The organism is Marinobacter sp., from assembly GCF_033722735.1.
Classification (GTDB): Bacteria; Pseudomonadota; Gammaproteobacteria; order Pseudomonadales; family Oleiphilaceae; genus Marinobacter.
The window spans coordinates 21,083-47,053 of record NZ_JAWVYN010000003.1; the positions used below are offsets into that span (position 1 = coordinate 21,083).

At 63.1% G+C, this 25,971-nt stretch carries 27 protein-coding genes; 17 read left to right on the forward strand and 10 right to left on the reverse strand.

What is annotated here, in order from left to right:
* Window positions 1-28: 28 nt before the first annotated feature.
* Window positions 29-895: a YicC/YloC family endoribonuclease gene (locus R3175_RS03590; protein WP_318942498.1), complete on the reverse strand. Its 867-nt coding sequence runs from the start codon at window positions 893-895 to the stop codon at window positions 29-31.
* A 197-nt stretch (window positions 896-1,092) separates the two neighbouring features.
* Here R3175_RS03590 and rph point away from each other — a divergent pair, with 197 nt between their 5' ends.
* Entirely contained in the window at window positions 1,093-1,809 is a 717-nt protein-coding gene (gene rph / locus R3175_RS03595; RefSeq protein ID WP_318942499.1) for a ribonuclease PH, read from the forward strand.
* 159 nt (window positions 1,810-1,968) lie between these two features.
* Here rph and R3175_RS03600 read toward each other — a convergent pair whose 3' ends face one another.
* Window positions 1,969-2,775: an exodeoxyribonuclease III gene (locus R3175_RS03600; protein WP_318942500.1), complete on the reverse strand. Its 807-nt coding sequence runs from the start codon at window positions 2,773-2,775 to the stop codon at window positions 1,969-1,971.
* An 81-nt stretch (window positions 2,776-2,856) separates the two neighbouring features.
* On the opposite strand from R3175_RS03600, the gene pyrE reads away from it, so the two are divergent.
* On the forward strand, window positions 2,857-3,495 hold the full coding sequence (gene pyrE, locus R3175_RS03605; RefSeq protein WP_318942501.1) for an orotate phosphoribosyltransferase: 639 nt from the start codon (window positions 2,857-2,859) through the stop codon (window positions 3,493-3,495).
* Between the two features lie 110 nt (window positions 3,496-3,605).
* Window positions 3,606-4,265, forward strand: a complete 660-nt coding sequence (locus tag R3175_RS03610; protein WP_318942502.1) for a DUF4124 domain-containing protein — start codon at window positions 3,606-3,608, stop codon at window positions 4,263-4,265.
* Window positions 4,266-4,332: 67 nt separating this feature from the next.
* On the opposite strand, the gene R3175_RS03615 is transcribed toward R3175_RS03610, so the two are convergent.
* Window positions 4,333-4,761 (reverse strand): hypothetical protein, encoded by a 429-nt coding sequence (locus tag R3175_RS03615; RefSeq protein ID WP_318942503.1) that lies wholly within the window; start codon window positions 4,759-4,761, stop codon window positions 4,333-4,335.
* Window positions 4,762-5,101: 340 nt separating this feature from the next.
* Here R3175_RS03615 and R3175_RS03620 point away from each other — a divergent pair, with 340 nt between their 5' ends.
* Window positions 5,102-5,596, forward strand: coding sequence for a fibronectin type III domain-containing protein (locus R3175_RS03620; RefSeq protein WP_318942504.1), 495 nt, complete (start codon window positions 5,102-5,104; stop codon window positions 5,594-5,596).
* A gap of 41 nt (window positions 5,597-5,637) precedes the next feature.
* Here R3175_RS03620 and R3175_RS03625 read toward each other — a convergent pair whose 3' ends face one another.
* On the reverse strand, window positions 5,638-5,976 hold the full coding sequence (locus R3175_RS03625) for a DUF2782 domain-containing protein (protein ID WP_318942505.1): 339 nt from the start codon (window positions 5,974-5,976) through the stop codon (window positions 5,638-5,640).
* Window positions 5,977-6,115: 139 nt separating this feature from the next.
* Between R3175_RS03625 and polA the strand changes: the two genes are divergently transcribed.
* Window positions 6,116-8,833: a DNA polymerase I gene (gene polA, locus R3175_RS03630; protein WP_318942506.1), complete on the forward strand. Its 2,718-nt coding sequence runs from the start codon at window positions 6,116-6,118 to the stop codon at window positions 8,831-8,833.
* Between the two features lie 253 nt (window positions 8,834-9,086).
* The gene (locus R3175_RS03635) at window positions 9,087-9,458 is read left to right on the forward strand and encodes a hypothetical protein (protein WP_318942507.1); all 372 of its coding nucleotides are present in this window, start codon (window positions 9,087-9,089) and stop codon (window positions 9,456-9,458) included.
* A gap of 24 nt (window positions 9,459-9,482) precedes the next feature.
* On the opposite strand, the gene R3175_RS03640 is transcribed toward R3175_RS03635, so the two are convergent.
* The 3 genes from R3175_RS03640 to R3175_RS03650 form a co-directional block, all read right to left on the reverse strand.
* A complete protein-coding gene (locus tag R3175_RS03640) occupies window positions 9,483-10,880 on the reverse strand; it encodes an OmpP1/FadL family transporter (RefSeq protein WP_318942508.1) in 1,398 nt (465 codons plus the stop codon).
* Window positions 10,881-10,993: 113 nt separating this feature from the next.
* Window positions 10,994-12,115 carry a PilT/PilU family type 4a pilus ATPase gene (locus tag R3175_RS03645; protein WP_318942509.1) on the reverse strand — a complete coding sequence of 374 codons (1,122 nt, stop codon included), beginning with the start codon at window positions 12,113-12,115 and terminating at the stop codon, window positions 10,994-10,996.
* A 51-nt stretch (window positions 12,116-12,166) separates the two neighbouring features.
* A complete protein-coding gene (locus R3175_RS03650; protein ID WP_318942510.1) occupies window positions 12,167-13,201 on the reverse strand; it encodes a type IV pilus twitching motility protein PilT in 1,035 nt (344 codons plus the stop codon).
* Window positions 13,202-13,397: 196 nt separating this feature from the next.
* Here R3175_RS03650 and R3175_RS03655 point away from each other — a divergent pair, with 196 nt between their 5' ends.
* The 10 genes from R3175_RS03655 to R3175_RS03700 all read left to right on the forward strand — a co-directional run bounded on the left by R3175_RS03655 (window position 13,398) and on the right by R3175_RS03700 (window position 22,491).
* Window positions 13,398-14,099 (forward strand): YggS family pyridoxal phosphate-dependent enzyme, encoded by a 702-nt coding sequence (locus R3175_RS03655; protein WP_318942511.1) that lies wholly within the window; start codon window positions 13,398-13,400, stop codon window positions 14,097-14,099.
* A 68-nt stretch (window positions 14,100-14,167) separates the two neighbouring features.
* Window positions 14,168-15,001: a pyrroline-5-carboxylate reductase gene (proC, locus tag R3175_RS03660; protein WP_318942512.1), complete on the forward strand. Its 834-nt coding sequence runs from the start codon at window positions 14,168-14,170 to the stop codon at window positions 14,999-15,001.
* A gap of 69 nt (window positions 15,002-15,070) precedes the next feature.
* Window positions 15,071-15,655 carry a YggT family protein gene (locus tag R3175_RS03665; RefSeq protein WP_318942698.1) on the forward strand — a complete coding sequence of 195 codons (585 nt, stop codon included), beginning with the start codon at window positions 15,071-15,073 and terminating at the stop codon, window positions 15,653-15,655.
* Between the two features lie 227 nt (window positions 15,656-15,882).
* Window positions 15,883-17,847 carry a dynamin family protein gene (locus R3175_RS03670; protein ID WP_318942513.1) on the forward strand — a complete coding sequence of 655 codons (1,965 nt, stop codon included), beginning with the start codon at window positions 15,883-15,885 and terminating at the stop codon, window positions 17,845-17,847.
* Window positions 17,848-17,985: 138 nt separating this feature from the next.
* Window positions 17,986-19,134, forward strand: coding sequence for a homoserine O-succinyltransferase MetX (metX, locus tag R3175_RS03675; RefSeq protein ID WP_318942514.1), 1,149 nt, complete (start codon window positions 17,986-17,988; stop codon window positions 19,132-19,134).
* Window positions 19,131-19,733 (forward strand): methionine biosynthesis protein MetW, encoded by a 603-nt coding sequence (gene metW / locus R3175_RS03680; RefSeq protein ID WP_318942515.1) that lies wholly within the window; start codon window positions 19,131-19,133, stop codon window positions 19,731-19,733. The genes metX and metW overlap by 4 nt, the downstream gene beginning before the upstream one ends.
* Before the next feature lie 2 nt (window positions 19,734-19,735).
* Window positions 19,736-20,191, forward strand: coding sequence for a DUF4426 domain-containing protein (locus R3175_RS03685; protein WP_318942516.1), 456 nt, complete (start codon window positions 19,736-19,738; stop codon window positions 20,189-20,191).
* Window positions 20,188-20,793, forward strand: a complete 606-nt coding sequence (rdgB, locus tag R3175_RS03690; protein WP_318942517.1) for an RdgB/HAM1 family non-canonical purine NTP pyrophosphatase — start codon at window positions 20,188-20,190, stop codon at window positions 20,791-20,793. The genes R3175_RS03685 and rdgB overlap by 4 nt, the downstream gene beginning before the upstream one ends.
* A gap of 7 nt (window positions 20,794-20,800) precedes the next feature.
* On the forward strand, window positions 20,801-21,955 hold the full coding sequence (gene hemW / locus R3175_RS03695; protein ID WP_318942518.1) for a radical SAM family heme chaperone HemW: 1,155 nt from the start codon (window positions 20,801-20,803) through the stop codon (window positions 21,953-21,955).
* Window positions 21,955-22,491 carry a hypothetical protein gene (locus R3175_RS03700; RefSeq protein WP_318942519.1) on the forward strand — a complete coding sequence of 179 codons (537 nt, stop codon included), beginning with the start codon at window positions 21,955-21,957 and terminating at the stop codon, window positions 22,489-22,491. Before hemW ends, R3175_RS03700 begins: the two co-directional genes overlap by 1 nt.
* Window positions 22,492-22,520: 29 nt before the next feature.
* Here R3175_RS03700 and trmB read toward each other — a convergent pair whose 3' ends face one another.
* From trmB to R3175_RS03715, 3 genes are all read right to left on the reverse strand, one after another.
* Complete coding sequence (gene trmB, locus R3175_RS03705; protein WP_318942520.1) at window positions 22,521-23,237, reverse strand: tRNA (guanosine(46)-N7)-methyltransferase TrmB; 717 nt, start codon at window positions 23,235-23,237, stop codon at window positions 22,521-22,523.
* 116 nt (window positions 23,238-23,353) lie between these two features.
* Entirely contained in the window at window positions 23,354-24,877 is a 1,524-nt protein-coding gene (locus tag R3175_RS03710; RefSeq protein WP_318942521.1) for a YifB family Mg chelatase-like AAA ATPase, read from the reverse strand.
* 92 nt (window positions 24,878-24,969) lie between these two features.
* A complete protein-coding gene (locus R3175_RS03715) occupies window positions 24,970-25,224 on the reverse strand; it encodes an accessory factor UbiK family protein (protein WP_318942522.1) in 255 nt (84 codons plus the stop codon).
* A 379-nt stretch (window positions 25,225-25,603) separates the two neighbouring features.
* Between R3175_RS03715 and glnK the strand changes: the two genes are divergently transcribed.
* Window positions 25,604-25,942 (forward strand): P-II family nitrogen regulator, encoded by a 339-nt coding sequence (gene glnK / locus R3175_RS03720; RefSeq protein WP_004578958.1) that lies wholly within the window; start codon window positions 25,604-25,606, stop codon window positions 25,940-25,942.
* Window positions 25,943-25,971 lie beyond the last annotated feature (29 nt).

A 25,971-nucleotide genomic window follows, 5' to 3' on the forward strand; every position in this document is an offset into this window, starting at 1 on the left:
CCGGACATCGCACCCGCAGGGCGAGCCATCACTCCAGGTTCTGCACCTGTTCCCGCATCTGCTCGATCAACACCTTGAGATCTACCGCGGCACGGGTCACCCGGGCGTCGATGGATTTGCTGCTCAGGGTGTTGGCCTCCCGATTGAGCTCCTGCATCAGGAAGTCCAGCCGGCGACCAATGGCGTCGCTGCTCTGCAGGGTTTCCAGCACCTCGCTGACGTGGGCATCCAGCCGGTCCAGCTCCTCGGCCACATCGGACTTCTGCGCCAGCATCACCATCTCCTGACTCAGGCGGTCCTCGTCCAGCTCCACCTGGGCCTTCTCAAAACGCTCGCGTAACTGGCGCTCCTGCTTGTCCAACAGCTCCGGCATGGCCGCACGCACTTCCGCCACCAATTGCTGCATATTGGCCAACCGCTCTTCAAACAGGGGCCGCAGGCGTTCGCCTTCCCGCTCCCGGGCTTCCATCAGCGCCGCGACGGTCCGCTCGAACAGGCTGATGGCCGCTGCCTTGACCGGCTCCAGATCCTGCTCCGGCGACGCCATGACACCGGGCCAACGCATGATATCGAGGGCATTGATGTGGGCCGGATTATCCAGGATCCGGTTGATCTGATTGGCGGCATCGTTCAGGGCATCGGCCAGTTCGTGATTGATCTCGAATGACCGCTCGGCCGAATCCGCCAACTGGATGCGCAAGCCCACATCCACCTTGCCCCGCCTCAGCTTCGTCCGCAGGTACTCACGAAAGCGGTTCTCCAGCTCCCGCATCGATTCGGGCAAGCGGAAAGAAGGCTCCAGGTACCGGTGATTGACGGTGCGGATCTCGCAAGTCAAAGCGCCCCACTCACCCTGGGCATCCTGACGGGAAAAAGCGGTCATACTTCTGATCATGGCGACTCCGACAACTGGATAAAGGCAGATTTTCTGTAGTTTAGCAGTCCCTTGCACCGAGCCGCGAACTTCCCCTCCCGGCACCGGCCTGCCCCCTTATCCAGCGCCGGCACTGGCGTGCTATACTGCCGGGCCTTTCCATTCACCGGACCGGACATGCGCCGGTCTGCGCCAAGCACAAGCAGGACAATCGATTTATGCGCCCTAGCGGAAGAACGCCGGAACAGCCCAGAGACATTCGCATCACCCGCCACTACACCCGTCATGCCGAAGGTTCAGTCCTGGTGGAGTTTGGCGACACCAAAGTGATCTGTACCGCGTCGGTCGAGAACAAGGTCCCGCCCTTCCTGAGGGGCGAAGGCAAGGGCTGGATCACCGCGGAGTACGGCATGCTGCCGCGCTCCACCGGTTCGCGCATGGGCCGCGAGGCGGCCCGGGGCAAGCAGGGCGGCCGCACCGTGGAGATCCAGCGCCTGATCGGTCGCTCGCTGCGGGCGGCGGTGGACCTGAGCGCCCTCGGCGAGCACACCATCACCGTCGACTGCGATGTCATCCAGGCCGACGGCGGCACGCGAACCGCGGCCATTACCGGCGGCTGCGTGGCACTGGTGGATGCCCTCAACTTCCTGGTCAAGGAAGGTCGACTCAAGGCCTCGCCACTGATCCAAATGGTCGCCGCGCTGTCGGTCGGCATCTACCAGGGTACCCCGGTCACCGACCTGGACTACCCGGAGGACTCCGAGGCGGAGACCGACATGAACGTGATCATGACCGACCAGGGTGGTTTCATCGAGATCCAGGGCACCGCCGAGGGCGCTCCGTTTGCCCAGGAAGAGCTGGACAGTATGCTGGCGATGGCCCGCCAGGGAATCGACAAGGTGTTCGCCATTCAGAAGGCGGCGCTGGAAGACTGAAACGGCTTGATGCCGGGCAAGGAGTTAGCGGGTTCGGTGAGGGAGGCCTTTCCGGACCGTCTCCGGCCAGGGAAGGCCGGAGCCGAGCGCACATGGACGTGCTCGCAGCGTGTCCGATAAGGCCCCCTTCACCGGACACGCGGGACTATTACCGCATTGTCAAAATCCGATTTCGATGTCGTAATCCATGATCACCGGGGCATGATCGGAGAAGCGGGTGTCGTAGTCGATCCAGCCATCGAGGATGGTCTTGCGGATGCCGGGGGTCAGCAGGTGATAGTCGATGCGGATACCGGCATTGCGACGCCAGCCTTCCGCCCACTCGGGCCAGCAGGTGTACTGGTTACTCTGCTTGTTGATTTCGCGGAAGGCATCGATACACCCCATCTCATCAAACAACCGGTCGAGCCAGGCCCGCTCGTGGGGCAGGAAACCCGATACGTCCAGCTTGTGGTAGCGGGAACTGGCGTCGGTGACATGATGGGCGGTCTGCAGGTTGGCGCAGAAGATGAACTGGCGGCGCTTACGCAGGGTTTTCTGCATGTGCAGGCCAAAGGCGTCCATGAACGCATCCTTGTGGTCCAGCGCGGTCAGGTCGTCCTCACCGAACGGCTCGTCCTCTTGACCCAGCGCCGACGGCGCCAGCACACTGGCCACACTGACCTTGTCGAAATCCGCCTGGATAAAACGGCCTTCCCGATCCGCCTGTTCGTTGGCAAAGCCGTACATGATCGCCTTGGGGAAATGGCGGGTATAGATACCAACGCCACCGTCCTCATTGCGCTCGCCGTCGATGAAGTAGGCCTCGTACCCTTCGGGAATCAGCTGGCGGTCCTCGATTTCGTAGGCGCGCATGCGATGATCCTGAACGCACACCACGTCAGCATCCTGCCTGGCCAGCCACTCGAAAAAGCCTCGCTCAACCGCCTGTTCCAGGCCATTGACGCTGATTGATACTACCCGCATACATGTTCCCTGATTCGGTTTGTGTGTATGATACCGGTTTTATCCGTTTTTAAAAGAACCAACCCCTCCAGAAGCCTTGTCATGCAAGACTACCAGCAAGAATTTATCGAATTTGCCATCCACCGGAACGTATTGCGTTTTGGCGAGTTCACGCTCAAATCCGGGCGTGTCAGTCCCTACTTCTTCAACGCCGGCCTGTTCAACACCGGCGATGACATGGTCCAGTTAAGTCGTGCCTACGCCGCGGCGCTGCAGCGTAGCGGCCTGAATTATGACATCATTTTCGGTCCTGCCTATAAGGGCATTCCGCTGGCGTGCACCACGGCGCTGGCCCTATCCCCGGCCGGCGACAATCGCCCGTTCGCCTTCAACCGAAAAGAGAAGAAGGACCACGGCGAGGGCGGCAACATCGTCGGCGCGCCCCTCAAGGGCAAGGTACTGATCATCGACGATGTGATCACCGCCGGCACCGCCATTCGTGAGTCCATTGACCTGATACACGCTGCCGGCGCCAAGCCAGCGGGCGTCCTGATTGCGCTGGATCGACAGGAGCGCGGCAAAGGCGAGCTGTCCGCCATTCAGGAGGTGGAGCAGGAGTATCAGATACCGGTGGTAAGCATCATTAAACTCGAACAGGTGCTAAGTTATCTGCAGGCCCAGCCCGGCTTCGACGAGCACGCCCAGCGCGTGGCAGCCTATCGGGATCGTTATGGCATCTAGCGCCGCTTTGCTAACCTGATAACAGACAACCGGGCGCCCCCATGCTGGATCGGCGTCGTCATTACCGCAGTCATTACCGGAGCGATTCACTCGATCTTATGAAGCGATCCATGCACATACTCAGCTCTGCCCTGGCGGTCTCGCTGCTGGTGGCAGCGCTTCCCGCCGACGCACGGATGTACCGCTACCAAGACGAGAATGGCCGGACCGTGATCAGCAGCACCGTCCCCCAGCAGGCGTCCCAACGCGGCTACGAGATCCTCGATAACAGCGGACGGGTGATCAAAACCATCGATCCGGCGCCCACCCCGGAGGAAATTGCCGCCCGCGAAGCCCAGGAAGCCCGCCAGCGCCAGCTCGAACGCCAGCAGGAACGGGACCGCACCCTGCTGAAGCGCTTCAGCCATCCCGATGAGGCGGTGCGCGCCATGGAACGCAAGCTCCAGGAGCTGGAGGGCCTGACCCAACTCAAGCGTGGCAACATCTCGGTGATCGCCAATCAACTCGACAGTGAACAGGCCCGCGCGGCCGACCTGGAACGCTCCGGTCGCGAGATTCCCGAGGCCACGCTCCAGAAAATCAATCGCCTGCAGAACCAGATTCTCGATATCGAAGAAGAGATAGAGGAACAGAAAGCCGAGATCGACAGGGTACGGGCCCGCTTTGTCGAGGACATTGAACGCCTGGAGATCATCACCGGCAAGCCGGCCAACCTGCCCTACACGGCCTCACCGCAGACCGGGCCCGCCGACTCCACCGACACGGACTGACATCCCCCCAACGAAAATGGGTCGCCCGCGGGCGACCCATTCTGCAGACCTTTAAACGCCGGGACTATCAGGCGGTGGTGGAGGCCTTCTTGGCAGCCGGCTTCTTGGCCGCAGTTTTCTTGGCAGCAGGCTTCGCCTCGGTCACGGATGCCTTGGCGGCTTCGGCAGTTTCCGCCACTTCCTCGGCAACCTCTTCCGCTGCTTCGGCGACGGCGTCGGCACTTTCGGCCGCTTCTTTCTCGATGCGAGCAACCAGCTCACCGGCAAAGCCACCGAAACGCTCATTCAGGCTACGCAGCTGCTCGAACAGGCTCTCGCTGTAACCGTCGTAACGCTCGCGCAGGGACTTGACGCTGTATTCGCGCACTTCACTTTCCAGCTTCTCAGCGTACTCGAACGGCTTGGAGGACAGTTTCTTCTGCTGCTCTTCCGCAGCGTTGATGCCCTTGGCTACGATATCCTGAAGCTGTTCCTGATAAGACTTGAGTTTACCCATCGTGACTCTCCTGATAATAAGTGTTCACTTAACACACGACATAAAGTCCGGCGATTCCCAGCCGGGGCTCCAATTCATTAGGGAGAGTAAGCGCAAAAATTAGAATGTTCATACTAACTGGCGCACCGGCAGCGTACCCGCAACAAAGGCCCACCCCACCCAGCGGACGGGGCCAGCCCGCACCGCCGTAGGGTATTTTTCTTACAACTTCGTCATTTGATGACCAACCCCAGTTGCGCATAATCGGGTCGGTGTATCCAGGGCCGGATTCCACGCATTATTCAGGCCTGTCGCTCACTCAACCACCTGCCCCTGAACGGGGTGAAAAAGAGGACAAGCCATGCACCTTCCCGTCACCGCCCGGCTTGAGGTCATTGGCAGCATGATGGCCGGCCTCCTGGGCCTGCTGTTACTGAGTGGCTGCCAGGAGGACACCGGCAGCTCCGCCGCCACGTCGCCCGCAGCCGCCCAGGTGGCCGCCCAGCGCGAGGGCAAGGCAGTGAACTCGCTCAAACGCCTTTTTGATCAACCCGACGCGCCCGCTCGGCACACTGCCAGCCGGGGGGACACCAAACGCCCCCTGCTCGAGTGGCACGCCCCGCTCACCCGGGAAAACGGAACCGCCCTGTACATCAGTGACATTCAGGGCTACCGGCTCTACTACCGGTTACGGCATGAACAGACCTTTCAGTGGGTTGAAGTCGAGGGCGCAGAGAACACCCGCTACCCGCTGGAGGAGTTTGAGGCCGGTGCCTACGAGTTCGCCATCACCGCGCTGGACAGCACCGGCCTGGAGAGCCAGAAGTCAGCGATCATCGAAGTCGACCTGATCTAGTGTCCCGTCTGGTTAACTCGTTAACCTGCCGGAGCACCGCCCTACCAGCGAAAGATCACCCAACTGGGCACCCGGATCCGGGACTGCGACGTGCGCGACCAGCCACCGCCATCGGCGGGGACCAGGTAGTAGGGAGGACCGACCTCCGGCACCACCTTGATCTCGACAATCTCGCCGTTGACCCGGTACTCGTAGATGACCTGCTCCTCTGCTCCCCGGATCACCACCTGGGGCTCCATCGGAGCGGGCAGATACTCCGGGGTCACCACCGGCTCCTCCGGTACTGTCACGTCCTCCGGCAGATTGGAAGACTGGCCGGCCGCCACCAACGGCAACGCGGCTAAGCACAGGCTGAAACAGGGGATTCGTAACGTTTTCATGGTAACCTCTGTCCGGAAAACCGCAGGGAGTCTTTGAACATCGCCTGCCTAGCCACAGGCGTTTCAGAGTCATTCACAGGCTTCTTAAGCGTTGCACATGGCCACCCACGCTTCAATCTGAATCCGGAATTGAATTGATATGAGTCAGCAGCAGACACCGCCGGTCGTTCTAATCGACGGCTCCTCCTACCTGTTCCGCGCCTTTCATGCCCTGCCGCCCCTGACCACCAGCAAGGGCCACCCCACAGGTGCCATCAAGGGGGTCATCAGCATGATCCGGCGGCTGGACCACGACTTTCCGGGCTCCCGGGTTGCAGTGGTGTTTGATGCCAAGGGCAAGACCTTCCGCCATGAGCTCTACGAAGACTACAAGGCCAACCGTCCTCCCATGCCGGAAGACCTGGCCTGCCAGATTGAGCCGATCCACCAGATTATCCGCGCCATGGGCCTGCCGCTGCTGATCGTCCCCGAGGTGGAGGCGGACGATGTCATCGGCACCCTGGCTCACGAGGCCACCAGCAAGGGCATCGATGTGGTGATCAGCACCGGAGACAAGGACATGGCGCAACTGGTGAGCGACCACGTCACCCTGATCAACACCATGACCGACACCCGCATGGACCGGGACGGCGTCCAGGAAAAGTTTGGCGTGGCCCCGGAACAGATCATCGACTACCTGACCCTGGTGGGCGATTCCGTGGACAACATTCCCGGCGTCAACAAGTGTGGCCCCAAGACGGCGGTGAAGTGGCTTCAGGCCTACGGAGACCTCGATCACCTCATCGACAGGGCGGACGAGATCAAGGGCAAGATCGGCGAGAATCTGCGCGAGGCCCTGCCCCAACTGCCCCTGAGCCGAGAACTGGCCACCATCAAGACGGACGTCGAGCTGGAGTTCGGGCTCGAGGAGCTGACCCACAAACCTCAGGATAAAGAGACCCTGCTCGAGCTGTTCAAGGAATTCGAGTTCAAGACCTGGGTGGCGGAACTCAGCGGCCAGGATTCCGGCAGCGATAACGCCAACGATGGCCCCACGGAAGACATCGAGCAGAACTACCAGACCATCACCACCGAAGCCGAGCTGGACCGCTGGCTCGAACGCCTGGAACAGGCGCCGTTGTTCGCCTTCGACACCGAGACCACCAGCCTGAGCTACACCCGGGCCGAAGTGGTTGGCGTGTCCTTCGCCATCGAACCGGGGGAAGCCGCCTACCTGCCCCTGGCCCACGACTACCTGGGGGCACCGGAACAACTCGATCGGGACCAGACCCTGGCCAAGCTCAAGCCCTTGCTGGAAGACCCCAAGCGGCCCAAGGTTGGTCAGAACCTCAAGTACGACAAGAACGTGCTGGCCAACCACGGCATCACCCTGGAGGGCATCGCCGAGGACACCATGCTGGAGTCCTACGTGCTCAACTCGGTGGGCTCCCGTCACGACATGGACAGCCTGGCCCTGAAGTATCTGGGCCTGGAAACCATCAAGTTCGAGACCATCGCCGGCAAGGGCGCCAAGCAGCTCACCTTCAATCAGATCGAGCTGGACAAGGCCGCGCCCTACGCCGCCGAGGACGCCGACATCACCCTGCGACTGCACCAGGTGCTGCGGCCCAAGCTGGCGGAAACCGGTCAGCTGCAGGCGGTCTATGAGCGCATCGACCTGCCGCTGGTGCCGGTACTGTCCCGCATGGAGCAGCGCGGCGCCCTGGTGGATGCCGACCTGCTGAAAACCCAAAGCCGGGAGCTGGCCAAGCGCATGGCCGAGCTCGAACAGGACGCCTACGAGGAAGCCGGCGAGCAGTTCAACCTGGGCTCGCCCAAGCAGTTGCAAGCCATCTTCTACGACAAACTGGGGCTGCCGGTGATCAAGAAAACCCCCAAGGGGGCGCCATCCACCGCAGAACCGGTGCTGCAGGAGCTGGCCCATGACCACGTCCTGCCCCGACTGATCCTCGAGCACCGCAGCCTGAGCAAGCTCAAGTCCACCTACACCGACAGCCTGCCGGGCATGATCAGTCCCCGCACCGGCCGCATCCACACCTCCTACCACCAGGCCGTGGCGGCCACCGGACGCCTGTCCTCCACCGAGCCCAACCTGCAGAACATCCCCATCCGCACTCCCCAGGGTCGGCGGATTCGCCAGGCGTTCATCGCCCCGGAAGGCTGCAAGCTGGTGGCGGCGGATTACTCCCAGATCGAGCTGCGCATCATGGCCCACCTGTCCGAAGACAAGGGGTTGCTGGACGCCTTCGCCCACGGCGAGGACATTCACCGCGCCACGGCCGCGGAGGTGTTCAATGTGGACCTGGCGGACGTGTCGGCGGACCAGCGCCGCAGCGCCAAGGCCATCAACTTCGGCCTGATCTACGGCATGTCGGCCTTCGGCCTGTCGCGACAGCTGGATGTGGAACGCAAGGTGGCCCAGCAGTACATCGACCGCTATTTCGAGCGCTACCCCGGAGTGCTGAAATACATGGATGACGTTCGCAAGCAGGCCCACGAGGACGGCTTTGTGGAAACCCTGTTTGGCCGTCGCCTGTACCTGCCGGAGATCAATGCCCGCAACAAACAGATGCAACAGGCGGCGGAGCGGACCGCCATCAATGCGCCCATGCAGGGCACCGCCGCGGACATCATCAAGCGAGCGATGGTCGAGGTGGAAAGCTGGCTGCTGCGGGACCATGCCAAGTCTGCCCGCATGATCATGCAGGTCCACGATGAGCTGATCCTGGAGGTCCGGGAATCGGACCTGGAGCCGATCCGTGCCGGCCTGGTGGAGCGCATGTCCAAGGCGGCGGAGCTCAAGGTGCCATTGCTGGTGGAGGCCGGGGTCGGCAACAACTGGGACGAGGCCCACTGACCGGCGCACCACCGCTGTGCATCTTCTCCCAGCAACGCCCCTTTTGGGGCGTTTTTTTGTCGCATTCTCAGGCGACTGGCGACAGAAATTTGCCGCCAAAACCCCGTAAGCCGGCGCTAACGGTGCTTACGGCACGAATTTCGCAGGAAATCAGTCAGTAACGACGCCTTCATACATCGGACCCACGTCACCCTGCCCAATTTTGGGCCCGGGCAATGCGGTGGGCCGAACCGATCCCAAAAGAGCGACCACTATGACCTCGATGCCTGCAGAACGCAGCTGGCTGCTGGACCCCAGCCGGCTCAAACTGGTCCATCAATGCCGACGCCTGATCCATACCGAATTCGGCGTCAAATTACACCTGACCGACGATGCGCTCACCGAGAAACTGGCCGACTTTGCAGGCAGAAGCCGATCCAGCCAGTTGCAACGGACCTGGAGCCAGCTCAAGGAGGCTATCCCCGGTTATCAGTCACCGCCGGCGACTGAAGAACCCACCAGACGCGTTTATCGTGGCCAGGTGGTGGCTGAGGAGAGCAATAAAGAGTCCGCTTCGTCCCGCAGTGGGGAGGAAGCGGCAGCACCGAAACGTCAGGTGATCTATCGCGGCCAGGTCGTAGGCTGATTCACCGCCCCGCCAGGGTGGACCTCAGAATGCCTTGCTTAACTGAACCGAAGCGCCCCACGCGTCCAGCTCATAGGTACCGGTAAAGTTGGCAGCATTGGCCACCGGCTCATCGTCGATGGTGTATTCTCGCTCATCCACATCAACATCATCGAACAGCAGCACGCCGGCTGCCAGATCAACCGTCCAACCGCTGCCCGGTTCCCGATACTGCGTGCCCAGGGTCAGCCACTGACGATCATCTGAAGGAATCCGCGCGGTGCGGAAGTTCTCATTGACCGGCGACTCGTCGTAGGCGTACCCGGCTTTCAGCGCCCATGCCGGGGTCGCCTGCCAGATAACACCCACATTGGCCTGCCAGGTGTCACGCCAGTTCTCGGAAACGTGACCAACGTATTCCGGGCTACCGTATTTGGGGCCACCCAGAGCGGAAATGGCACCATCGTCTTCCCGACTGATGACGTCCAGCGCGACGAACCGGCTCCACTTGGCCCAGGTGGCTCCAGCAAGCAGGGTGACATCGTCGGTCAGTCGATGGCGGGCACCGAAGGTGATGCTCTCCGGAATTTCCAGCGGTACAACCACCCTCTCACTGAGATCCGCGGTGGCGAATGCCAGGCCGGTGGCGGTCAGGCTCGCCTGAGGCACCCGGGTCAGGGTGGCCTCGCCCTCCAGCTCCAGCTCCGTGCCGGTCTGGGCCGACAGGCCGAACTGGGTACGGTCGCTCATCTCCCACAGCAGTCCCACGGTGAAGGTAACGGCGACGTCGTCCCCTTCGATGTCTACATAGCCTTCCTCGAAGGCCGGGCCGGCATAGCCCAGGGCCTGCGCCTGGACATAATTGGCGCTGTAGTCCTGGAACTTGGACAGCCGGCCCTCGGCATACATCAAGTTGACGCCAGCCCCCAATGAGAACCCGTTACCATCGTTCAGGGCAATGGAGGGGCTGAACGCAATGGCGGTGAGCTCGGTGCGATCGGCGAAGTAACGGCCCAGGAAATCGTTGTCGTAGTTGGCCTTCAGGCCATAAGGGGCATGAAGGCCGAAGCCAAGGTCCACCCGGTCATTGAGTTCGTGGGTGAGGTAGACATTGGGCAGTACGGCCAGAGGCGCGAAATCACCGCCGCTGCCGCCGGTCACCGGCGCGCCGGCGGCCGTGGTGGCGGCGGCGGAGTCCCGATCCAGTTCCGCGTCGATACTCAGCACGGCCGCCCCAAAGGACAGGTTGGTGCCAGCCAACTGGCTCATACCGGCCGGATTGAAAAACACCGTGGTGGCGTTCTCAGGGTTCGCCGCAGCACCGGCATTGGCCACGCCCATGGCGCTGGCGCTCTGTTCGTTGAGGGCAAAACCGCCCGCCAGCACCGACAGGGGTGCCGAGGCCAGGGCGGCGGAAAAGATGAGACGTGCGGACTTGTGCATAACTCCCCCCGAAAATTGCGAGCGGCGGAGTATACGCAGGTCGGGCCATTGGCCTCAAATGCCAAACCTATCGATTCGAAAACCTACCCACCTACAACCAAAGTCGTAGCCGGTCAGTCATCCTGGATGGTCAGGTTATCCACCGTGGACGAGAGTTCATCCGGGCTGTGGGCATCGGTACCCAGCTTGATCATCAGGCGCAGGTCGTTGGCGGAATCGGCGTAGGCCAGGGCATCCTCGTAGGTGATCAGGCCGTCGGAATAGAGCCGGTAGAGCGCCTGGTCGAAGGTCTGCATGCCGGCTTCGGTGGACTTGGCCATCAGCTCCTTGAGCTTGTGCACCTCGCCCTTGCGAATCAGGTCCGACACCAACGGGGTATTGATCAGCACCTCGATGGCGGCCCGGCGGCCCTTGCCATCCGGCGTGGGGATCAGCTGCTGCGCGACGATGGCCTTGAGGTTGAGCGACAGGTCCATCCACACCTGGCGATGTTGGTCCGGGTTGAAGAACTGGATAATCCGGTCCAGCGCCTGGTTGGCGTTGTTGGCGTGCAGCGTGGCCAGACACAGGTGCCCGGTTTCGGCGAACTGGACGGCATACTCCATGGTCTGCTTGGTCCGCACCTCACCGATCAGGATGACATCCGGCGCCTGACGCAGGGTGTTTTTCAGGGCCACCTCGAAACTCTCGGTGTCGATGCCCACCTCCCGCTGGGTGACGATACACCCCTGGTGCTGGTGGACGAATTCGATCGGATCCTCGATGGAAATGATGTGGCCGCGGCTGTTGCGGTTACGATGCCCCAACATCGCCGCCAGCGAGGTGGATTTCCCCGTCCCCGTGGCCCCCACGAAGATGATCAGGCCCCGCTTGGTCATGGCCAGGTCCTTGATCACCTCCGGCAGGTTCAGCTCGTCGATCTGCGGGATCTTCACCTCAATCCGCCGCAGCACCATGCCGCAGAGGTTGCGCTGGAAGAAGGCGCTGACCCGGAACCGCCCGATCCCGCGGGCGCTGATGGCGAAGTTGCACTCATGGGAGGCCTCGAACTCGGCCTGCTGCTTGTCGTTCATCGAGCCGTAGACCAGTTCGCGGGTCTGTTCCGGGGTCAGCGCGCTCTTGGTGACCGGCAGTACCTTACCGTTGACCTTCATGCTGGGAGGAACGCCGGCGGTGATAAAGAGGTCCGAACCGCCCTTCTCCACCATCAGTCGCAGCAGTTTTTCAAAATCCATGACGTTTACCTGTACTCAAATGACGTGACCGGCCGTGGCGGACGACCGATGCTAGAAGTTATCCGGCATCTTGGCCTTGGCCCGTGCCGCTTCACGGGAGATCAGCCCTTTCTGCAGCAGGCGCTCCAGGCACTGGTCCAGGGTCTGCATGCCCAGCGAGCCACCGGTCTGGATGGCGGAGTACATCTGTGCGACCTTGTCTTCCCGGATCAGGTTCCGGATGGCGGGGGTACCGATCATGATTTCATGGGCGGCGATTCGCCCGCCCCCCATCTTCTTCATCAGGGTCTGGGAGACAACCGCCTGCAACGACTCCGACAGCATCGAGCGCACCATCGATTTTTCCTCCGCCGGGAACACGTCCACCACCCGGTCGATGGTTTTGGCCGCCGAGGTGGTGTGCAGGGTGCCGAACACCAGGTGACCGGTTTCCGCCGCGGTCAGCGCCAGGCGAATGGTCTCCAGGTCCCGCAGCTCACCCACCAGGATGATGTCGGGGTCTTCCCGCAGCGCCGAGCGCAGCGCCTCGTTGAAGCCCAGGGTGTCCCGGTGGACTTCGCGCTGGTTGACCAGACACTTCTTGGAGTCGTGCACGAATTCGATGGGGTCCTCGATGGTGAGGATGTGCTCGTAACGGCTTTCGTTGATGTAATCGAGCATGGCGGCCAAGGTGGTGGACTTACCGGACCCGGTGGGCCCGGTCACCAGTACCAGGCCGCGGGGTACCGAGGCCACGTCCTTGAATACCTGGCCCATGCCCAGGTCCTCCATGTTCAGCACCTTGGAGGGGATGGTCCGGAATACCGCCCCGGCACCGCGGTTCTGGTTAAAGGCGTTGACCCGGAAACGGGCCACCCCCGGCACCTCGAACGAGAAGTCGGTTTCCAGGAACTCCTCGAAATCCTTGCGCTGCTTGTCGTTCATGATGTCATAAATGAGGCCGTGGACCTCTTTATGCTCCATCGGCGGCAGGTTGATGCGTCGCACATCGCCGTCAACACGAATCATGGGGGGAAGTCCGGCGGACAGGTGCAAGTCAGACGCGCCCTGTTTCGCCGAGAAGGCAAGCAGTTCAGTTATGTCCATAGGGGTCCTCGGAAGGGTTGTTCTTCTATCCTGACGTCGGGGCAACCTGGGCTGCGGCGAACGGGCCCGCCGCCCCCGGCATCCGGCACACCGCTCCCGCCTCGGCCATCCACATAGGGAAAGCTGCTTGGCAATTGTAAAAGCGGCGGGTAACGTGTCGAGTTATCTGCAATTTCGACGATGCCAGACAGACACTATGAGCAGCATAGCAGACAACATCGAGAGCGTAACCCGGCGCATACAAAAAGCAACAATGGCCGCCAACCGGCCGGAAAATTCCGTGACCCTGTTGGCAGTCAGCAAGACCCGACCGGCGGAAGACGTCCGCCTGGCCGCGGCGGCGGGTCAACGGGCCTTTGGCGAAAACTACCTGAGCGAGGCACTGACCAAGATCGAAGCCCTGTCCGACCTGCCCCAACTGGCGTGGCACTTCATCGGACCGGTGCAATCCAACAAGACGCGGCCGATTGCCGAGCACTTCGACTGGGTGCACAGCGTGGACCGGGACAAAATCGCCCGGCGCCTGAGCGAACAGCGCCGCCCCGACCAGCAGCCGCTGAATGTCTGCCTCCAGGTCAACATCGACAACGAGACCAGCAAGGCCGGCTGCACGCCGGAGGACGCCGTCGCGCTGGCCGAGCGGGTGGCCGGACTGCCCAACCTGCGCCTGCGCGGGCTGATGGCCATTCCCGACCCGGCCCGGGGCGAGGAGGCGCTGCGGCTCAGTTTCCGCCGCCTGGCGCAGCTGCTGGAGGACGTGCGCCGGGCGCTGCCCGAGCGCGAAGGCCTCGACACCCTCTCCATGGGCATGTCCGCAGATCTGGAGCTGGCGATTGAGGAAGGCGCGACCTGCGTGCGGGTGGGTACCGCCCTGTTTGGCCCGCGGCCACCCAAGTGATGAGATAACGCCTCGATATCCTGCTATTATCGAGCACAAATTACCCTGCGAGTTATGTGGAGCAAACCTTGAGCACTTCAGCAACCATCTCGTTCATCGGAGCTGGCAACATGGCCAGCGCCATCATCGGCGGCATGCTCGCCAACGGCTTCGAGGCCGGCAACATCTGGGTGAGCGCACCGGATGACCAGCACCTGCAATCCGTTCGCAAGCAGTTCGGGGTCAGCGTCACCACGGACAACCGCTACTGCGCCCAACAAGGTGACCTGGTGGTGCTGGCGGTCAAGCCCCAGGTGATGGCGTCGGTGTGCCGGGACATTGCGCCGGTGGCCCAGAACACTCGCCCGCTGATGGTCTCGATCGCCGCCGGCCTGACGGCCGAAACCCTCGACCAGTGGCTGGGCGGCGGCCTACCGTTGGTCCGGGTCATGCCCAACACCCCCTCGCTGGTGGGCCAGGGCGCGGCCGGCCTCTACGCCAACAGCCAGGTAAGCGAGCCACAGAAAGACCTGGTAGCCAGTATTTTCAACAGCATCGGCTCTGCGCTCTGGGTGGAGGAGGAATCCCTGCTGCACGCGGTCACCGCCCTGTCCGGCAGCGGTCCGGCCTATTTCTTCCTGATGCTGGAGGCGCTGGAAAGCGCCGCGACTGACGCCGGCATCGCACCGGAGACGGCGCGCCAGCTGGCCATCCAGACCATGGCCGGCGCGGCCGAAATGGCGGCGAAGAGTGAGCACGATCCGGCCCAACTCAAACGCAACGTCATGTCCCCCGGCGGTACCACCGAGCAGGCCATCACCACCTTTGAGACCGGCGGCCTGCGTGACCTGGTCAAACAGGCTTACCAGGCGGCGTACCGCCGGTCCGAGGAAATGGCCGAAGAGCTGGGAAAGAACCAGTAGTTAGGCAGTGGGGGGCTGGTCACCGGCCCCTCGGAATGAGTCCACATTCGCAAACGGAGACACGGCTTGATGCTGTCGCAAATCCTCATAACCGTCCTGCAGATCGCCTCCACCTTTTACCTGACCATCGTGCTGCTGCGCTTCCTGCTGCAACTGGCCCGGGCCGACTTCTACAACCCGATTTCCCAGTTCGTGGTCAAGGCCACCAACCCACCGCTCCGTCCGCTGCGGCGCTTTATTCCCGGGTGGGGTGGTATCGATGGTGCCTCGCTGGTACTGGCGGTGCTGATCCAGTGCCTGACCTACCTGCTGATTCTGTTCACCCTCAACGGCGGCCTGCCCAGCATCAATCCGGTCACCCTGGTGACCTGGTCGGCCCTGACGGTGGTCGGCCTGATCGTCAAGATCTACTTCTGGTCGGTCATTGCCGTGGTGGTGGTGAGCTGGATCGCCCCGCAGAGCCACCACCCGGCCATTCAGCTGGTCGCCCAGATCACCGAACCGGTGATGCGCCCGGTCCGCAACCTGATGCCACCGGTGGGCGGCCTGGACCTGTCGCCGATCGTGGTGTTCCTGATCCTGAGCGTGGTGGGCCAGGTCATCCAGAGCCTGGCCCGGGCCGCCGGCCTGAGCGCCATTGGTGTGGGCCTGTAACGCCGATCACACTATTGCAATTGTTAACAAACAGATACAGGACGACACGCTTCCGGACCGACACCCCATCCATTTGATTTTCTGGTTATTTTGGCGCAATCTCAGGGCGCCACAGCGACAGGGACGCGTTCCCGGCCGGTCCTCCCACGCCTGCCGGCAAGATATCGCACTATTTTTAGACGTATTATTCCGAATACTGCGCCGTACTATTGGAAGGTCTGACAACAATGAACGCATACGGGAGCCTCACCCAGCAGGTGGAAGCCTACCACGCCTGGAAAAAGGAGCTGATTCGCCAGATCAGCCGTTACCGCCTCTGGCTCCAGGACAATGACCTGTTCTCCGACGATATCAGCAACCGGATCCGCAACGGCCTGGAGCTGCTGATCGAGGACGAGCTGACCATCGCCTTTGTGGGCGAATACTCCCGTGGCAAGACCGAGCTGATCAACGCCCTGTTCTTCTCGAACTACGGCCAGCGCATGCTCCCTTCCCAGGCGGGCCGGACCACCATGTGCCCGACGGAGCTGTTTTTCGACCGTTCCGAGAACCGCAACTACCTGCGCCTGCTGCCGGTGGAAACCCGCAGCGGCGACCTGTCCCTGCACCAGCTCCGCAAGCAGACCGAGCACTGGGTACATCACGAGCTGGACGAGCAGGATCCGGAGGTGATGCGGGAGGTGCTTGCCGAAGTGGCCCGAGTCAAGAGTGTGACCCCAGCCGAGGCGCGCCGGCTCGGCTTCGAGGAAGGCATGCTGGAGTCCGATCGGAGCGCTCCGGGCAAGGTGCTGATCCCGGCCTGGCGCAATGCCCAGATCAGCATCCGTCATCCCCTGTTCGAGCGGGGCCTTCGGATACTCGACACCCCGGGCCTTAACGCCCTGGGCTCGGAGCCCGAGCTGACCATCAGCATGTTGCCCAATGCCCATGCGGTCATCTTCCTGCTCAGCGCCGATACCGGCGTCACCGCCAGCGACATGACCATCTGGAAGGAGCACATCAACACCGAGGAGGCCGACCACCGCGCCGGCCGCTTCGCCGTGCTCAACAAGATCGACGTGCTCTGGGACGATCTGCAGGGCGAGCCCCACACCCAGGAAGCCATCGAGCGGGTGCAGCAGTACACCGCCGACCACCTCGGCATGCACCAGGCCGATGTGATTCCGGTATCGGCCAAGCAGGGCCTGCTCGCCAAGGTCCGCGACCACGAAGACCTACTGCAGCGCAGCAACCTGCCCAACCTGGAAAACCTGATCATCGATCGCATCCTGGTGCACAAGGAGCAGCTGATCACCCAAAGCCTGATCAACGACCTGCTGGGCATGCTGCAGAACAGCCAGGCGGCGATCGAGAGCCGTCTCGACGTGTTCGAGGAGGAGCTGACCGCCTGTTCGGACACCCACATCGACCGCGACGCCCTGCGCCGGCTGGCCGACCGGGCCCAGACCGATTACGACTTCTACTACAAGAAGCTGATCACCCTGCGTTCCAGCCGCCGCCTGATGCAGTCCCAGGGCAGCACCCTCAGCCAGCTGGTCAGCGAAGAGCGTTTCGAGGCCCACGCCAGCAAGGTCCGCAAGCTGCTCACCAAGAGTTGGACCACCGCGGGCATGAGCCGGGGCATGGATCATTTCTTCGAGTTGCTGGAGAGCGACCTGAGCAACCTGATGACCGAAGGCCAGCTGGCGGAAAAAATGGTGGCCGCCATCTACCGCCGCTACAACGAGGACACCCGCGCTCGCCACCTGGAACCGATTCCATTGCGGGCCGGCCGTCACGTCATTGCCATCCGCGAATTACGGAAGAAAGCCAATCGTTTTCGCCTCAACCCGAAAAACCTGCTGACCGAGCAGAGCCTGCTGGTGCGTCGCTTCTTCAACGTGCTGGTGAGCGAGGCACGCACCCTCCACCAACGGGTGCGCAAGGACGTCGACCGCTGGCCGAGCGAGGCCCTGCTGCCGATCATGCAGTACTCCATGGAACAGAAACAGCTGCTGGAGCACCAGATCCGCCGGCTGCGGGACATGGTCCGCCACGACCGTGACAGCAAGGCCGAGCGGGAACGGCTGATGACCGCCATCGCCGAGCTGCGCAAGCAGCTGGAGCTGGCGGAAACCATGCACCGCCAGATCCGCAAGCCGGCACCCACCCTGATCCAACAGAAGGTGGTGAACATCTCCGGCATCGCCTGAGACGCGCCGGTTCCTGAGCTTGCAGCCATGCAGGGCGGCCTTTAAACTGCATGGCTGGCCAACGTGCAGCCCGTGCCGGGCACGCCGTCCTGGCCAACCACACTCAGTCAGACCGAACCAGGAACCCTACGCGCGCCGATGCCCGATTCCCTGCCACTGGAGTCTGTCGGGATAGTCACCCCGCAGACCCTGCATTTCGACACCCCCATTACCCTGGCCTGCGGCCAGACACTGGACAACTATGACCTGGTGGTGGAAACCTACGGTACCCTCAACGCCGATGCCAGCAACGCGATCCTGATCTGCCACGCCCTGAGCGGCCATCATCACGCCGCTGGCTACCACAGCATGGACGACCGGAAGCCCGGCTGGTGGGACAGCTGCATCGGTCCCGGCAAGCCCATCGACACCAACCGTTTCTTCGTGGTCAGCCTCAACAACCTGGGCGGTTGCCACGGCAGTACCGGGCCCAACTCCGTCAACCCGGCCACCGGCAAGCCGTACGGCCCGGACTTCCCGGTGATCACCGTCAAGGACTGGGTGGACAGCCAGGCCGCGCTGGCCGACCGCCTCGGCATCCAATCTTGGGCGGCGGTGGTGGGCGGCTCGCTGGGTGGCATGCAGGCGCTGCAATGGAGCCTGTCCTACCCCGACCGGTTGCGCCATGCCCTGATCATCGCCTCGACCCCGCGACTGACGGCCCAGAACATCGCCTTCAACGAGGTGGCCCGCAACGCCATCACCAGCGACCCGGAGTTTCACGACGGCCGCTACTACGACCACGACACAGTGCCCCGCCGGGGACTGATGCTGGCGCGCATGATTGGCCACATCACCTACCTGTCGGACGCCTCCATGGGCGAGAAATTCGGTCGCGAGCTGCGGGACCAGGCCTACAAGTTTGGCTATGACGCCGAGTTCCAGGTGGAGAGTTACCTGCGTTACCAGGGGGAACGCTTCTCCGAGTCGTTCGATGCCAACACCTACCTGTTGATGACCCGGGCCCTGGATTACTTCGATCCGGCCTACGAATTCGATAACAGCCTGGCCGAGGCCATGACCCATGCCCGCTGCGAGTTTCTGGTGCTGTCCTTCAGCACCGACTGGCGCTTCACCCCGGCCCGCTCCGAGGAACTGGTCAATGCCATGGTGGCGGCCCGCCGCAAGGTCAGCTACGCCGAGATCGACGCGCCCTGGGGGCACGACGCCTTCCTGATCCCCACCCCCAGGTACACCGATGTCTTCAGCGCCTACATGGACCGGGTTGCCCGGGAGGTCAACGTATGAGAACCGACCTGCAAATCATCGAACAGTGGATCAAGCCCGGCAGCCACGTCCTGGATCTGGGCTGCGGCGACGGCACCCTGCTGGATTACCTGCAGCGGGAGAAACGGGCCAGCGGATTCGGCCTGGAGATCAATCCCGACCACATCACCACCTGCATGGGCCGGGGCGTGGCGGTGATCGAACAGAACCTCGACACCCAGGGGCTGCAGAACTTCGACGACCAGAGCTTCGACGTGGTGCTGATGACCCAGGCGTTGCAGGCGGTCCGCCGTCCCGACAAAGTGCTGGATGAGATGCTCCGGCTGGGCCGGGAAGGCATCGTCACATTTCCCAATTTTGCCTACTGGCGACTACGCTGGTATTTGATGCGTCGCGGCAGAATGCCGGAATCGGAAACCCTGCCGTACCGCTGGTACAACACCCCGAACATCCACCTGTGCACGTTCAAGGACTTCGAGGCGCTGTGCCATCGCAAGAATTTCCGCATCAAGAACCGTACGGTGGTGGATGGCCAACACCAGGACCGCTGGTTCAGCCGCTTGTGGCCGAACATGCTGGGCCAGATTGCCATCTACCGGATTACCCGGCAGGAGGATTGACCATGACCGTGTTCGCCCGTTGCTTTCGCAGCCTTGCCCTGGTGGCAGGACTGGCCCTTGGCTCAACAGCTGTGCAGGCCGAATCCGTGGACTTTGGGGATTACCAGGTTCACTACAGTGTCTTTCCCAGCACCTTCCTGACGCCGGAAGTCGCCGCGCAGAACCAGCTAACCCGCAGCCGGGCCGTCGGCATCCTCAACATCAGCATCTTGCGGGAGAACGACCTGGGCGGACTGGCGCCCGTCAGCGGCCAGGTGGAAGGCCGGGTGCTGAACGACATCCAGCAACCCCGGTTCCTGGCGTTCCGCCGCATTCAGGAAGGCGAGGCCGTGTACTTCATCTCGGAGTTCCAGTACCGTTCCGGCGAGCTGCTGACCTTCCACGTCACAGCCCGCCCCACCGGCGTCTCGGAAGACCTGCCCATTCGCTTTGCCCACACACTGTATAACGAAGAATGACTGAACAAGACAACCGGCTGGTGATTGCCAGCAACAACGCCGGCAAGCTGGCCGAACTGACCGACCTCCTGGCCCCAATTGGGCTGACACCGGTACCGCAACGGGAACTCGGCGTTGACGAGGCGGCGGAGCCCGCCGTCACCTTTGTCGAGAACGCCCTGCTGAAGGCCCGCCACGCCGCCCGCATCACCGGCCTGCCGGCCCTGGCGGACGACTCCGGCCTGGCGGTGGACGCCCTCGGCGGACAGCCTGGCGTGCGTTCCGCCCGCTATGCCGGCGCGGACGCCGACGACAGCGACAACATCGATGCCCTGCTGACGGCCCTGGCAGCCACCCCAGCCGCGCAGCGCACGGCCCAGTTCCACTGCGTACTGGTGTATCTGCGCCACGCCGACGACCCCACCCCGATCATCTGCCACGGCCGCTGGCCGGGCCTCATCCTGCCGGAGCGTCGGGGCGAGGGTGGCTTCGGGTACGATCCGGTATTCTGGGTGCCAGAGCGGCAATGCTCGGCCGCCGAGCTCAGCCGCGCCGACAAGAGCCGCATCAGCCATCGCGGCCAGGCCCTGAAGCTGCTGGTCAAGCAGCTGGCCGGGGGCTGACGTCGCCGTGGCCGACTCCCCGGTGGCACCCCATCCGGACCAGGTACCGCTGAGCCTGTATGTGCACGTGCCCTGGTGCGTCCGCAAGTGTCCCTACTGCGACTTCAACTCCCACGCCCTGGAGGCGGAGCCACCGGAGGCCGACTACCTGGCCGCCATTATCGACGACCTGCACCATGACGCCGGTCTGGTCCAGGGCCGGCCGATCCAGACCGTGTTCATCGGCGGGGGCACCCCGTCACTGATGTCGCCGGACTTCTATCACCGGCTGTTCGACGCCCTGGGGCAGGTACTGCAGTGGGCCCCGGACGCGGAAATTACCCTGGAAGCCAACCCCGGCACCGTGGACCAGGCCCGTTTCCGGGGCTTTTTCCAGGCTGGCATCAACCGGCTGTCCCTCGGCATCCAGAGTTTCAACCGGCACCACCTTCAGGTGCTGGGCCGCATTCACGACGACCGGGCCGCCCACCAGGCCATCGAAGCCGCCCTCAACGCGGGCTTCGGCAACTTCAACCTCGATCTCATGCACGGTCTGCCCGACCAGGACCCGGAGGGTGCCCTCGCCGACCTGGACGCGGCGCTGAGCTGGCAACCGCCTCACCTGTCCTGGTACCAGCTCACCCTGGAGCCCAACACCGAGTTCTACAGCCGGCCACCCGAGCTGCCGAACGACGACCGGCTCTGGGCCATCTACCAGGCCGGGGCCGACCGCCTGCGGGTGGCCGGCTTCACCGATTACGAAGTATCGGCCTGGAGCCAGCCGGCCCAGGCGTCCCGCCACAACCTCAATTACTGGAGCTTTGGCGACTACCTGGCGCTGGGGGCGGGAGGCCATGGCAAGATCACCCTGGCGAACGGCCACATCCAGCGGTACTGGAAAACCCGACAGCCAGGCGCCTACCTCAACCGTATCGGCAGCCGCACCGCGGGTACCCAGGTTATCCAGCAGGACGAGCTCGCCCTGGAGTTCCTGATGAACGCCTTGCGCCTTCGTGACGGTGTGCCGGAGCCGCTGTTTGCCGGGCGCACCGGTTTACCGATCGAATCGATTGCTGTAATACTGGAAGAATTGCGAACGGAAGGATTGCTGGAACGCGGCCGTATACAAGCCACCGAACGCGGGCAGCGATACCTGAACAGTGTGCTGGAGCGATTCCTCTAATGCATGAACCTACCCTACCCGCGGTACCCCGCAGCCTGAAGGTGACCGCGCTGACCAGTCTGGCCTTGTTGTTTGGGCTGCTCGTCATCAACCAGCTGCTGCTGTCGCCAGAGGCTCCCAAGGGGATGTTCAGCCTCCAGCTTGCCGCGACCGCCGCCCGGGGCCATGCCATCATTGCCGGCTGGGGCCCGGAAGGCACGTTTTGGGCGCAGGTCTCACTGTGGCTGGATTACGTCCTCGTCGGCGTGTACACCCTCTGCCTGGTGCAACTGACCAACTATCTGCTGCAGGATCGCCCGGGAATCCGGGAACGCAAGATTGGCCACTGGGTTCGCGCCCTGTTCATCGGCGCCGGACTGAGCGACGTGGCCGAGAATACGCTGCTGCTGAACAACCTGCCCTCACCCACCGACGGGCTGAGCCTGGCCGCCACCGTCTGCGCCCTGGTCAAATTCACCGGGCTGCTGCTGGGCGCCGCCGGGCTGATCATCCTGCGGGCCGCCCGCCGCCATCCCCCACATCACGAACAGCACTGAGCCCAGCTGGGCCGAGCCCCGTCGGCTGATCAGTTGGTGCGACGGAACAGCAGGTCCCAGACGCCGTGGCCGAGCCGCTCACCGCGCTGTTCGAACTTGGTGATGGGGCGATGGTCCGGACGAGGCGCAAACCCGCTGCCCTCCTCGGTGTTGGCAAAGCCCTCCGCCGACATCATCACCTCCATCATGTGTTCGGCGTAATTCTCCCAGTCGGTGGCCAGGTGCAGGATACCGCCCACCCGCAGTTTGTGACGCAGCCGCTGCACAAATTCCGGCTGAATCAGCCGGCGCTTGTGGTGGCGCTTCTTGTGCCAGGGGTCCGGAAAGAACACCATCGCCCGATCGAGACAGGCATCCGGCAGGCACAGATCGATCACGTCATTGGCGTCCACGTTGTAGGCCCGCACATTCTCCAGACCCCGCTCTTCCACCTCCTTGAGCAGCGCCCCCACGCCCGGCAGATGCACCTCCACGCCGATGAAGTCCTGTTCCGGCGCGTTCGCGGCCATCTCGGCCAGGGATTTGCCCATGCCGAACCCGATTTCCAGGTTCAGGGGGGCACTGCGCCCGAACACCTCCCGGGGATCGATCACGCCACCGTCGCGGGTCAGGCCATATTTCGGCCAGCACCGGTCGTAAGCGTTCTTCTGGCCCACGGTCATCCGGCCCTGGCGCAGCACGAAACTGCGAATGCCCCGGCGGGTGGTGATCGGGTTGTCGTCGGTCTGGTCTGGCCGATCTGTCATCTTGTGTCCTCAAGCCACTGATCGTTGAACGGGAAGTGTCGGGGCACTGCAGTGATGCCCTGGCAGACCGCACAGTTTACCAGAGTTGGCGGCCGCTGGATTACCCTCCTCGCCGCTCAGGCCGAGACGGCGCCCCGGCCGGAGGGCTGCCGGTCCAGTTTGCGGTAACCCAGCGCCTCCACCAGATGCCCCTGGCCCACCGTATCGGCCCCCTCCAGGTCGGCCACGGTGCGGGCCACCCGCAACACCCGGTGCAGGGCCCGGGCCGACAGCCCGAGTCGCTCGATGGCCTGGGTAACCAGACGTTCACCCGCGTCATCCAGACCACAGGCCGCCTGCAGCCTCGAGCCGGCCAGCCGGGCGTTGACCGCCCCCCGGAGGCACTGCCGCTCCCGGGCCTGCTCCACCCGTCGACGCACGGTGGCACTGCTCTCGCCCCGTCCGCTCTGCTTGAACAGCAGTTCCCCAGGCTGCACCGGCACCTCCACGTGGAGGTCGAATCGATCCAGCAGGGGCCCGGACAGTTTGGCCTGGTAGCGCATCACCTGTTGAGGCGTGCACTGGCAGTCGATGGTCGGATGGCCGCGATAGCCACAGGGGCAGGGGTTCATCGCGGCGATCAGCTGGAAGCGGGCCGGGAACACCACCTGACGGGCAGCGCGGGAGATCACGATCTCACCGGACTCCATCGGCTCGCGCAGTACCTCCAAGACCTTGCGATCAAACTCCGGCAGCTCGTCGAGGAACAGGACCCCCTGATGCGCCAGGGAAATTTCGCCGGGACGGGGACTGCTGCCACCACCGACCAGGGCCGCAGCGGAGGCGGTGTGGTGCGGCGCGCGATAGGGGGGCTGGCGCCAGCGGCCGGACCGGATCGGCAGCCCGGCAATGGAGTGGACACTGGCCACCTCCAACGCATCGACGTCCGTCAAGGCGGGCAGAATACCGGGCAAACGACTGGCCAGCATGCTCTTACCGGTGCCTGGCGGCCCGAAGAACAGCAGGTTGTGGCCGCCGGCGGCGGTAATTTCCAGCGCCCGCCGGGGCACCTGCTGCCCCCGCACCTCGGCGAGGTCGCTGGCCTGCGCCGGCTCGGCCCGATCCGTCAGCGGGGCAATGGGCGTCAGGCGCCGGCGATCGGCCAGGTGCTCACACACCGACAGCAGGTGGGAGGCGGCAAAGACATCGTCGGCCGCGGCCAGGGAAGCCTCCTCCGCATTGCCGGTGGGGATCAGCAATTGGTGACCGTCATCGCGGGCGGCAATGACCGCCGGCAGGATGCCCTTGACCGGTCGCAGGGCCCCATCCAGCGACAACTCGCCGAGGCACTCGACCCGGGCCAGGGCCTCCGCAGGCAACTGCCCCGAGGCCGCCAGGATGCCCAGGGCGATGGGCAGGTCGAAACGGCCACCCTCCTTGGGCAGATCGGCGGGTGCCAGGTTAATGGTGATCCGTTTGGCCGGAAACTCGAAACCGGCGTTGAGCAATGCGCTGCGTACCCGATCCTTGCTCTCTTTGACCCCGGTCTCCGGGAGACCGACGATGGACAGGGCCGGCAGGCCATTGGAAAGGTGCACCTCGACGGTGACCCGGGGCGCGGAGACACCCAGGCACGCCCGGGTATGAACGGTGGCAAGCATAATGACCTTCCATGGTTTTGTCAGGGAGCCTCGGTGGCAATCCACCGGGGCCGGATTGGCCTGGCCCGATCCGTGGGCCCGGCGCGGTGCCCTCAGTCCTTGCTGAGGGCCTTCTCCAGCTCGGCAACCCGCCGTTCCAGTGCCTCGACCTTTTCACGGGTTCGCATCAGCACCGCCTGCTGGGCATCAAATTCTTCACGGGTGACCAGTTCCAGGCGGGACAGCACGGACATCACCGTGGCGCGGGCGTGGCTTTCGAAATCATCCCGGGCGGCACGCGCCATGTCGGGAACAAACTGGCCGAACTGGCCCTGCAGCTGGGCCAGGAAATCCTGGGGACCTTTCACGATTCACCTCGAAGTTGCGTCGGACATGAAGTTTGGCTGTCGGCATGAAGCGCAGGGAGTGTAACACATCGCGGGTCCTGCCATACTGTGGGGTGGTTCGCTGACCGGGAAAATCGTGGGCCCAAACTGGGCACTTTCTGTGCACCAAGATAGTTCACGAGCTCCCGCGGTGCGCTATAATGGAGCGCCCTGGCGTCCCATTTTGGACCAAGGTCTTTTTATCCATTTGTTTTTATTGATATTTTTTGCGTTGGCACACACGATGCTAATGATCTCGTACGCAATCCGCACAAATCGTGTGCGAGGTGGCAGCATCCCGAGTTCAACTCTGGCCAATCTGGCCTACAGTAGTTGAGACGGCATTACCAAGGAGAAACCAATGAAACTTGTGACAGCTATCATCAAGCCTTTCAAGCTGGATGATGTCCGTGAGGCACTATCCGAGATTGGCGTTCAAGGCGTTACCGTCACTGAGGTAAAGGGCTTCGGTCGCCAGAAAGGCCACACCGAGCTCTACCGCGGCGCTGAGTATGTCGTTGATTTCCTGCCTAAAGTAAAGGTTGAGGTGGCCATTGGCGACAACCTGCTGGACCAGGTGATCGAGTCCATCACCAAGGCGGCCAACACCGGCAAGATCGGCGATGGCAAGATCTTCGTGACCGAACTGGAACAGGCTATCCGGATCCGGACCGGTGAAACTGGAGAAGAGGCGGTCTAACACGCCCCCCAGACACTGGAACAGCCAGC

Coding starts and splice junctions, on each gene's coding strand:
- R3175_RS03590 (WP_318942498.1), bottom strand. CDS start 895: ATGATCAGAAGTATGACCGCTTTTTCCCGTCAGGATGCCCAGGGTGAG.
- rph (WP_318942499.1), top strand. CDS start 1,093: ATGCGCCCTAGCGGAAGAACGCCGGAACAGCCCAGAGACATTCGCATC.
- R3175_RS03600 (WP_318942500.1), bottom strand. CDS start 2,775: ATGCGGGTAGTATCAATCAGCGTCAATGGCCTGGAACAGGCGGTTGAG.
- pyrE (WP_318942501.1), top strand. CDS start 2,857: ATGCAAGACTACCAGCAAGAATTTATCGAATTTGCCATCCACCGGAAC.
- R3175_RS03610 (WP_318942502.1), top strand. CDS start 3,606: ATGCACATACTCAGCTCTGCCCTGGCGGTCTCGCTGCTGGTGGCAGCG.
- R3175_RS03615 (WP_318942503.1), bottom strand. CDS start 4,761: ATGGGTAAACTCAAGTCTTATCAGGAACAGCTTCAGGATATCGTAGCC.
- R3175_RS03620 (WP_318942504.1), top strand. CDS start 5,102: ATGCACCTTCCCGTCACCGCCCGGCTTGAGGTCATTGGCAGCATGATG.
- R3175_RS03625 (WP_318942505.1), bottom strand. CDS start 5,976: ATGAAAACGTTACGAATCCCCTGTTTCAGCCTGTGCTTAGCCGCGTTG.
- polA (WP_318942506.1), top strand. CDS start 6,116: ATGAGTCAGCAGCAGACACCGCCGGTCGTTCTAATCGACGGCTCCTCC.
- R3175_RS03635 (WP_318942507.1), top strand. CDS start 9,087: ATGACCTCGATGCCTGCAGAACGCAGCTGGCTGCTGGACCCCAGCCGG.
- R3175_RS03640 (WP_318942508.1), bottom strand. CDS start 10,880: ATGCACAAGTCCGCACGTCTCATCTTTTCCGCCGCCCTGGCCTCGGCA.
- R3175_RS03645 (WP_318942509.1), bottom strand. CDS start 12,115: ATGGATTTTGAAAAACTGCTGCGACTGATGGTGGAGAAGGGCGGTTCG.
- R3175_RS03650 (WP_318942510.1), bottom strand. CDS start 13,201: ATGGACATAACTGAACTGCTTGCCTTCTCGGCGAAACAGGGCGCGTCT.
- R3175_RS03655 (WP_318942511.1), top strand. CDS start 13,398: ATGAGCAGCATAGCAGACAACATCGAGAGCGTAACCCGGCGCATACAA.
- R3175_RS03665 (WP_318942698.1), top strand. CDS start 15,071: ATGCTGTCGCAAATCCTCATAACCGTCCTGCAGATCGCCTCCACCTTT.
- R3175_RS03670 (WP_318942513.1), top strand. CDS start 15,883: ATGAACGCATACGGGAGCCTCACCCAGCAGGTGGAAGCCTACCACGCC.
- metX (WP_318942514.1), top strand. CDS start 17,986: ATGCCCGATTCCCTGCCACTGGAGTCTGTCGGGATAGTCACCCCGCAG.
- metW (WP_318942515.1), top strand. CDS start 19,131: ATGAGAACCGACCTGCAAATCATCGAACAGTGGATCAAGCCCGGCAGC.
- R3175_RS03685 (WP_318942516.1), top strand. CDS start 19,736: ATGACCGTGTTCGCCCGTTGCTTTCGCAGCCTTGCCCTGGTGGCAGGA.
- rdgB (WP_318942517.1), top strand. CDS start 20,188: ATGACTGAACAAGACAACCGGCTGGTGATTGCCAGCAACAACGCCGGC.
- R3175_RS03700 (WP_318942519.1), top strand. CDS start 21,955: ATGCATGAACCTACCCTACCCGCGGTACCCCGCAGCCTGAAGGTGACC.
- trmB (WP_318942520.1), bottom strand. CDS start 23,237: ATGACAGATCGGCCAGACCAGACCGACGACAACCCGATCACCACCCGC.
- R3175_RS03710 (WP_318942521.1), bottom strand. CDS start 24,877: ATGCTTGCCACCGTTCATACCCGGGCGTGCCTGGGTGTCTCCGCGCCC.
- glnK (WP_004578958.1), top strand. CDS start 25,604: ATGAAACTTGTGACAGCTATCATCAAGCCTTTCAAGCTGGATGATGTC.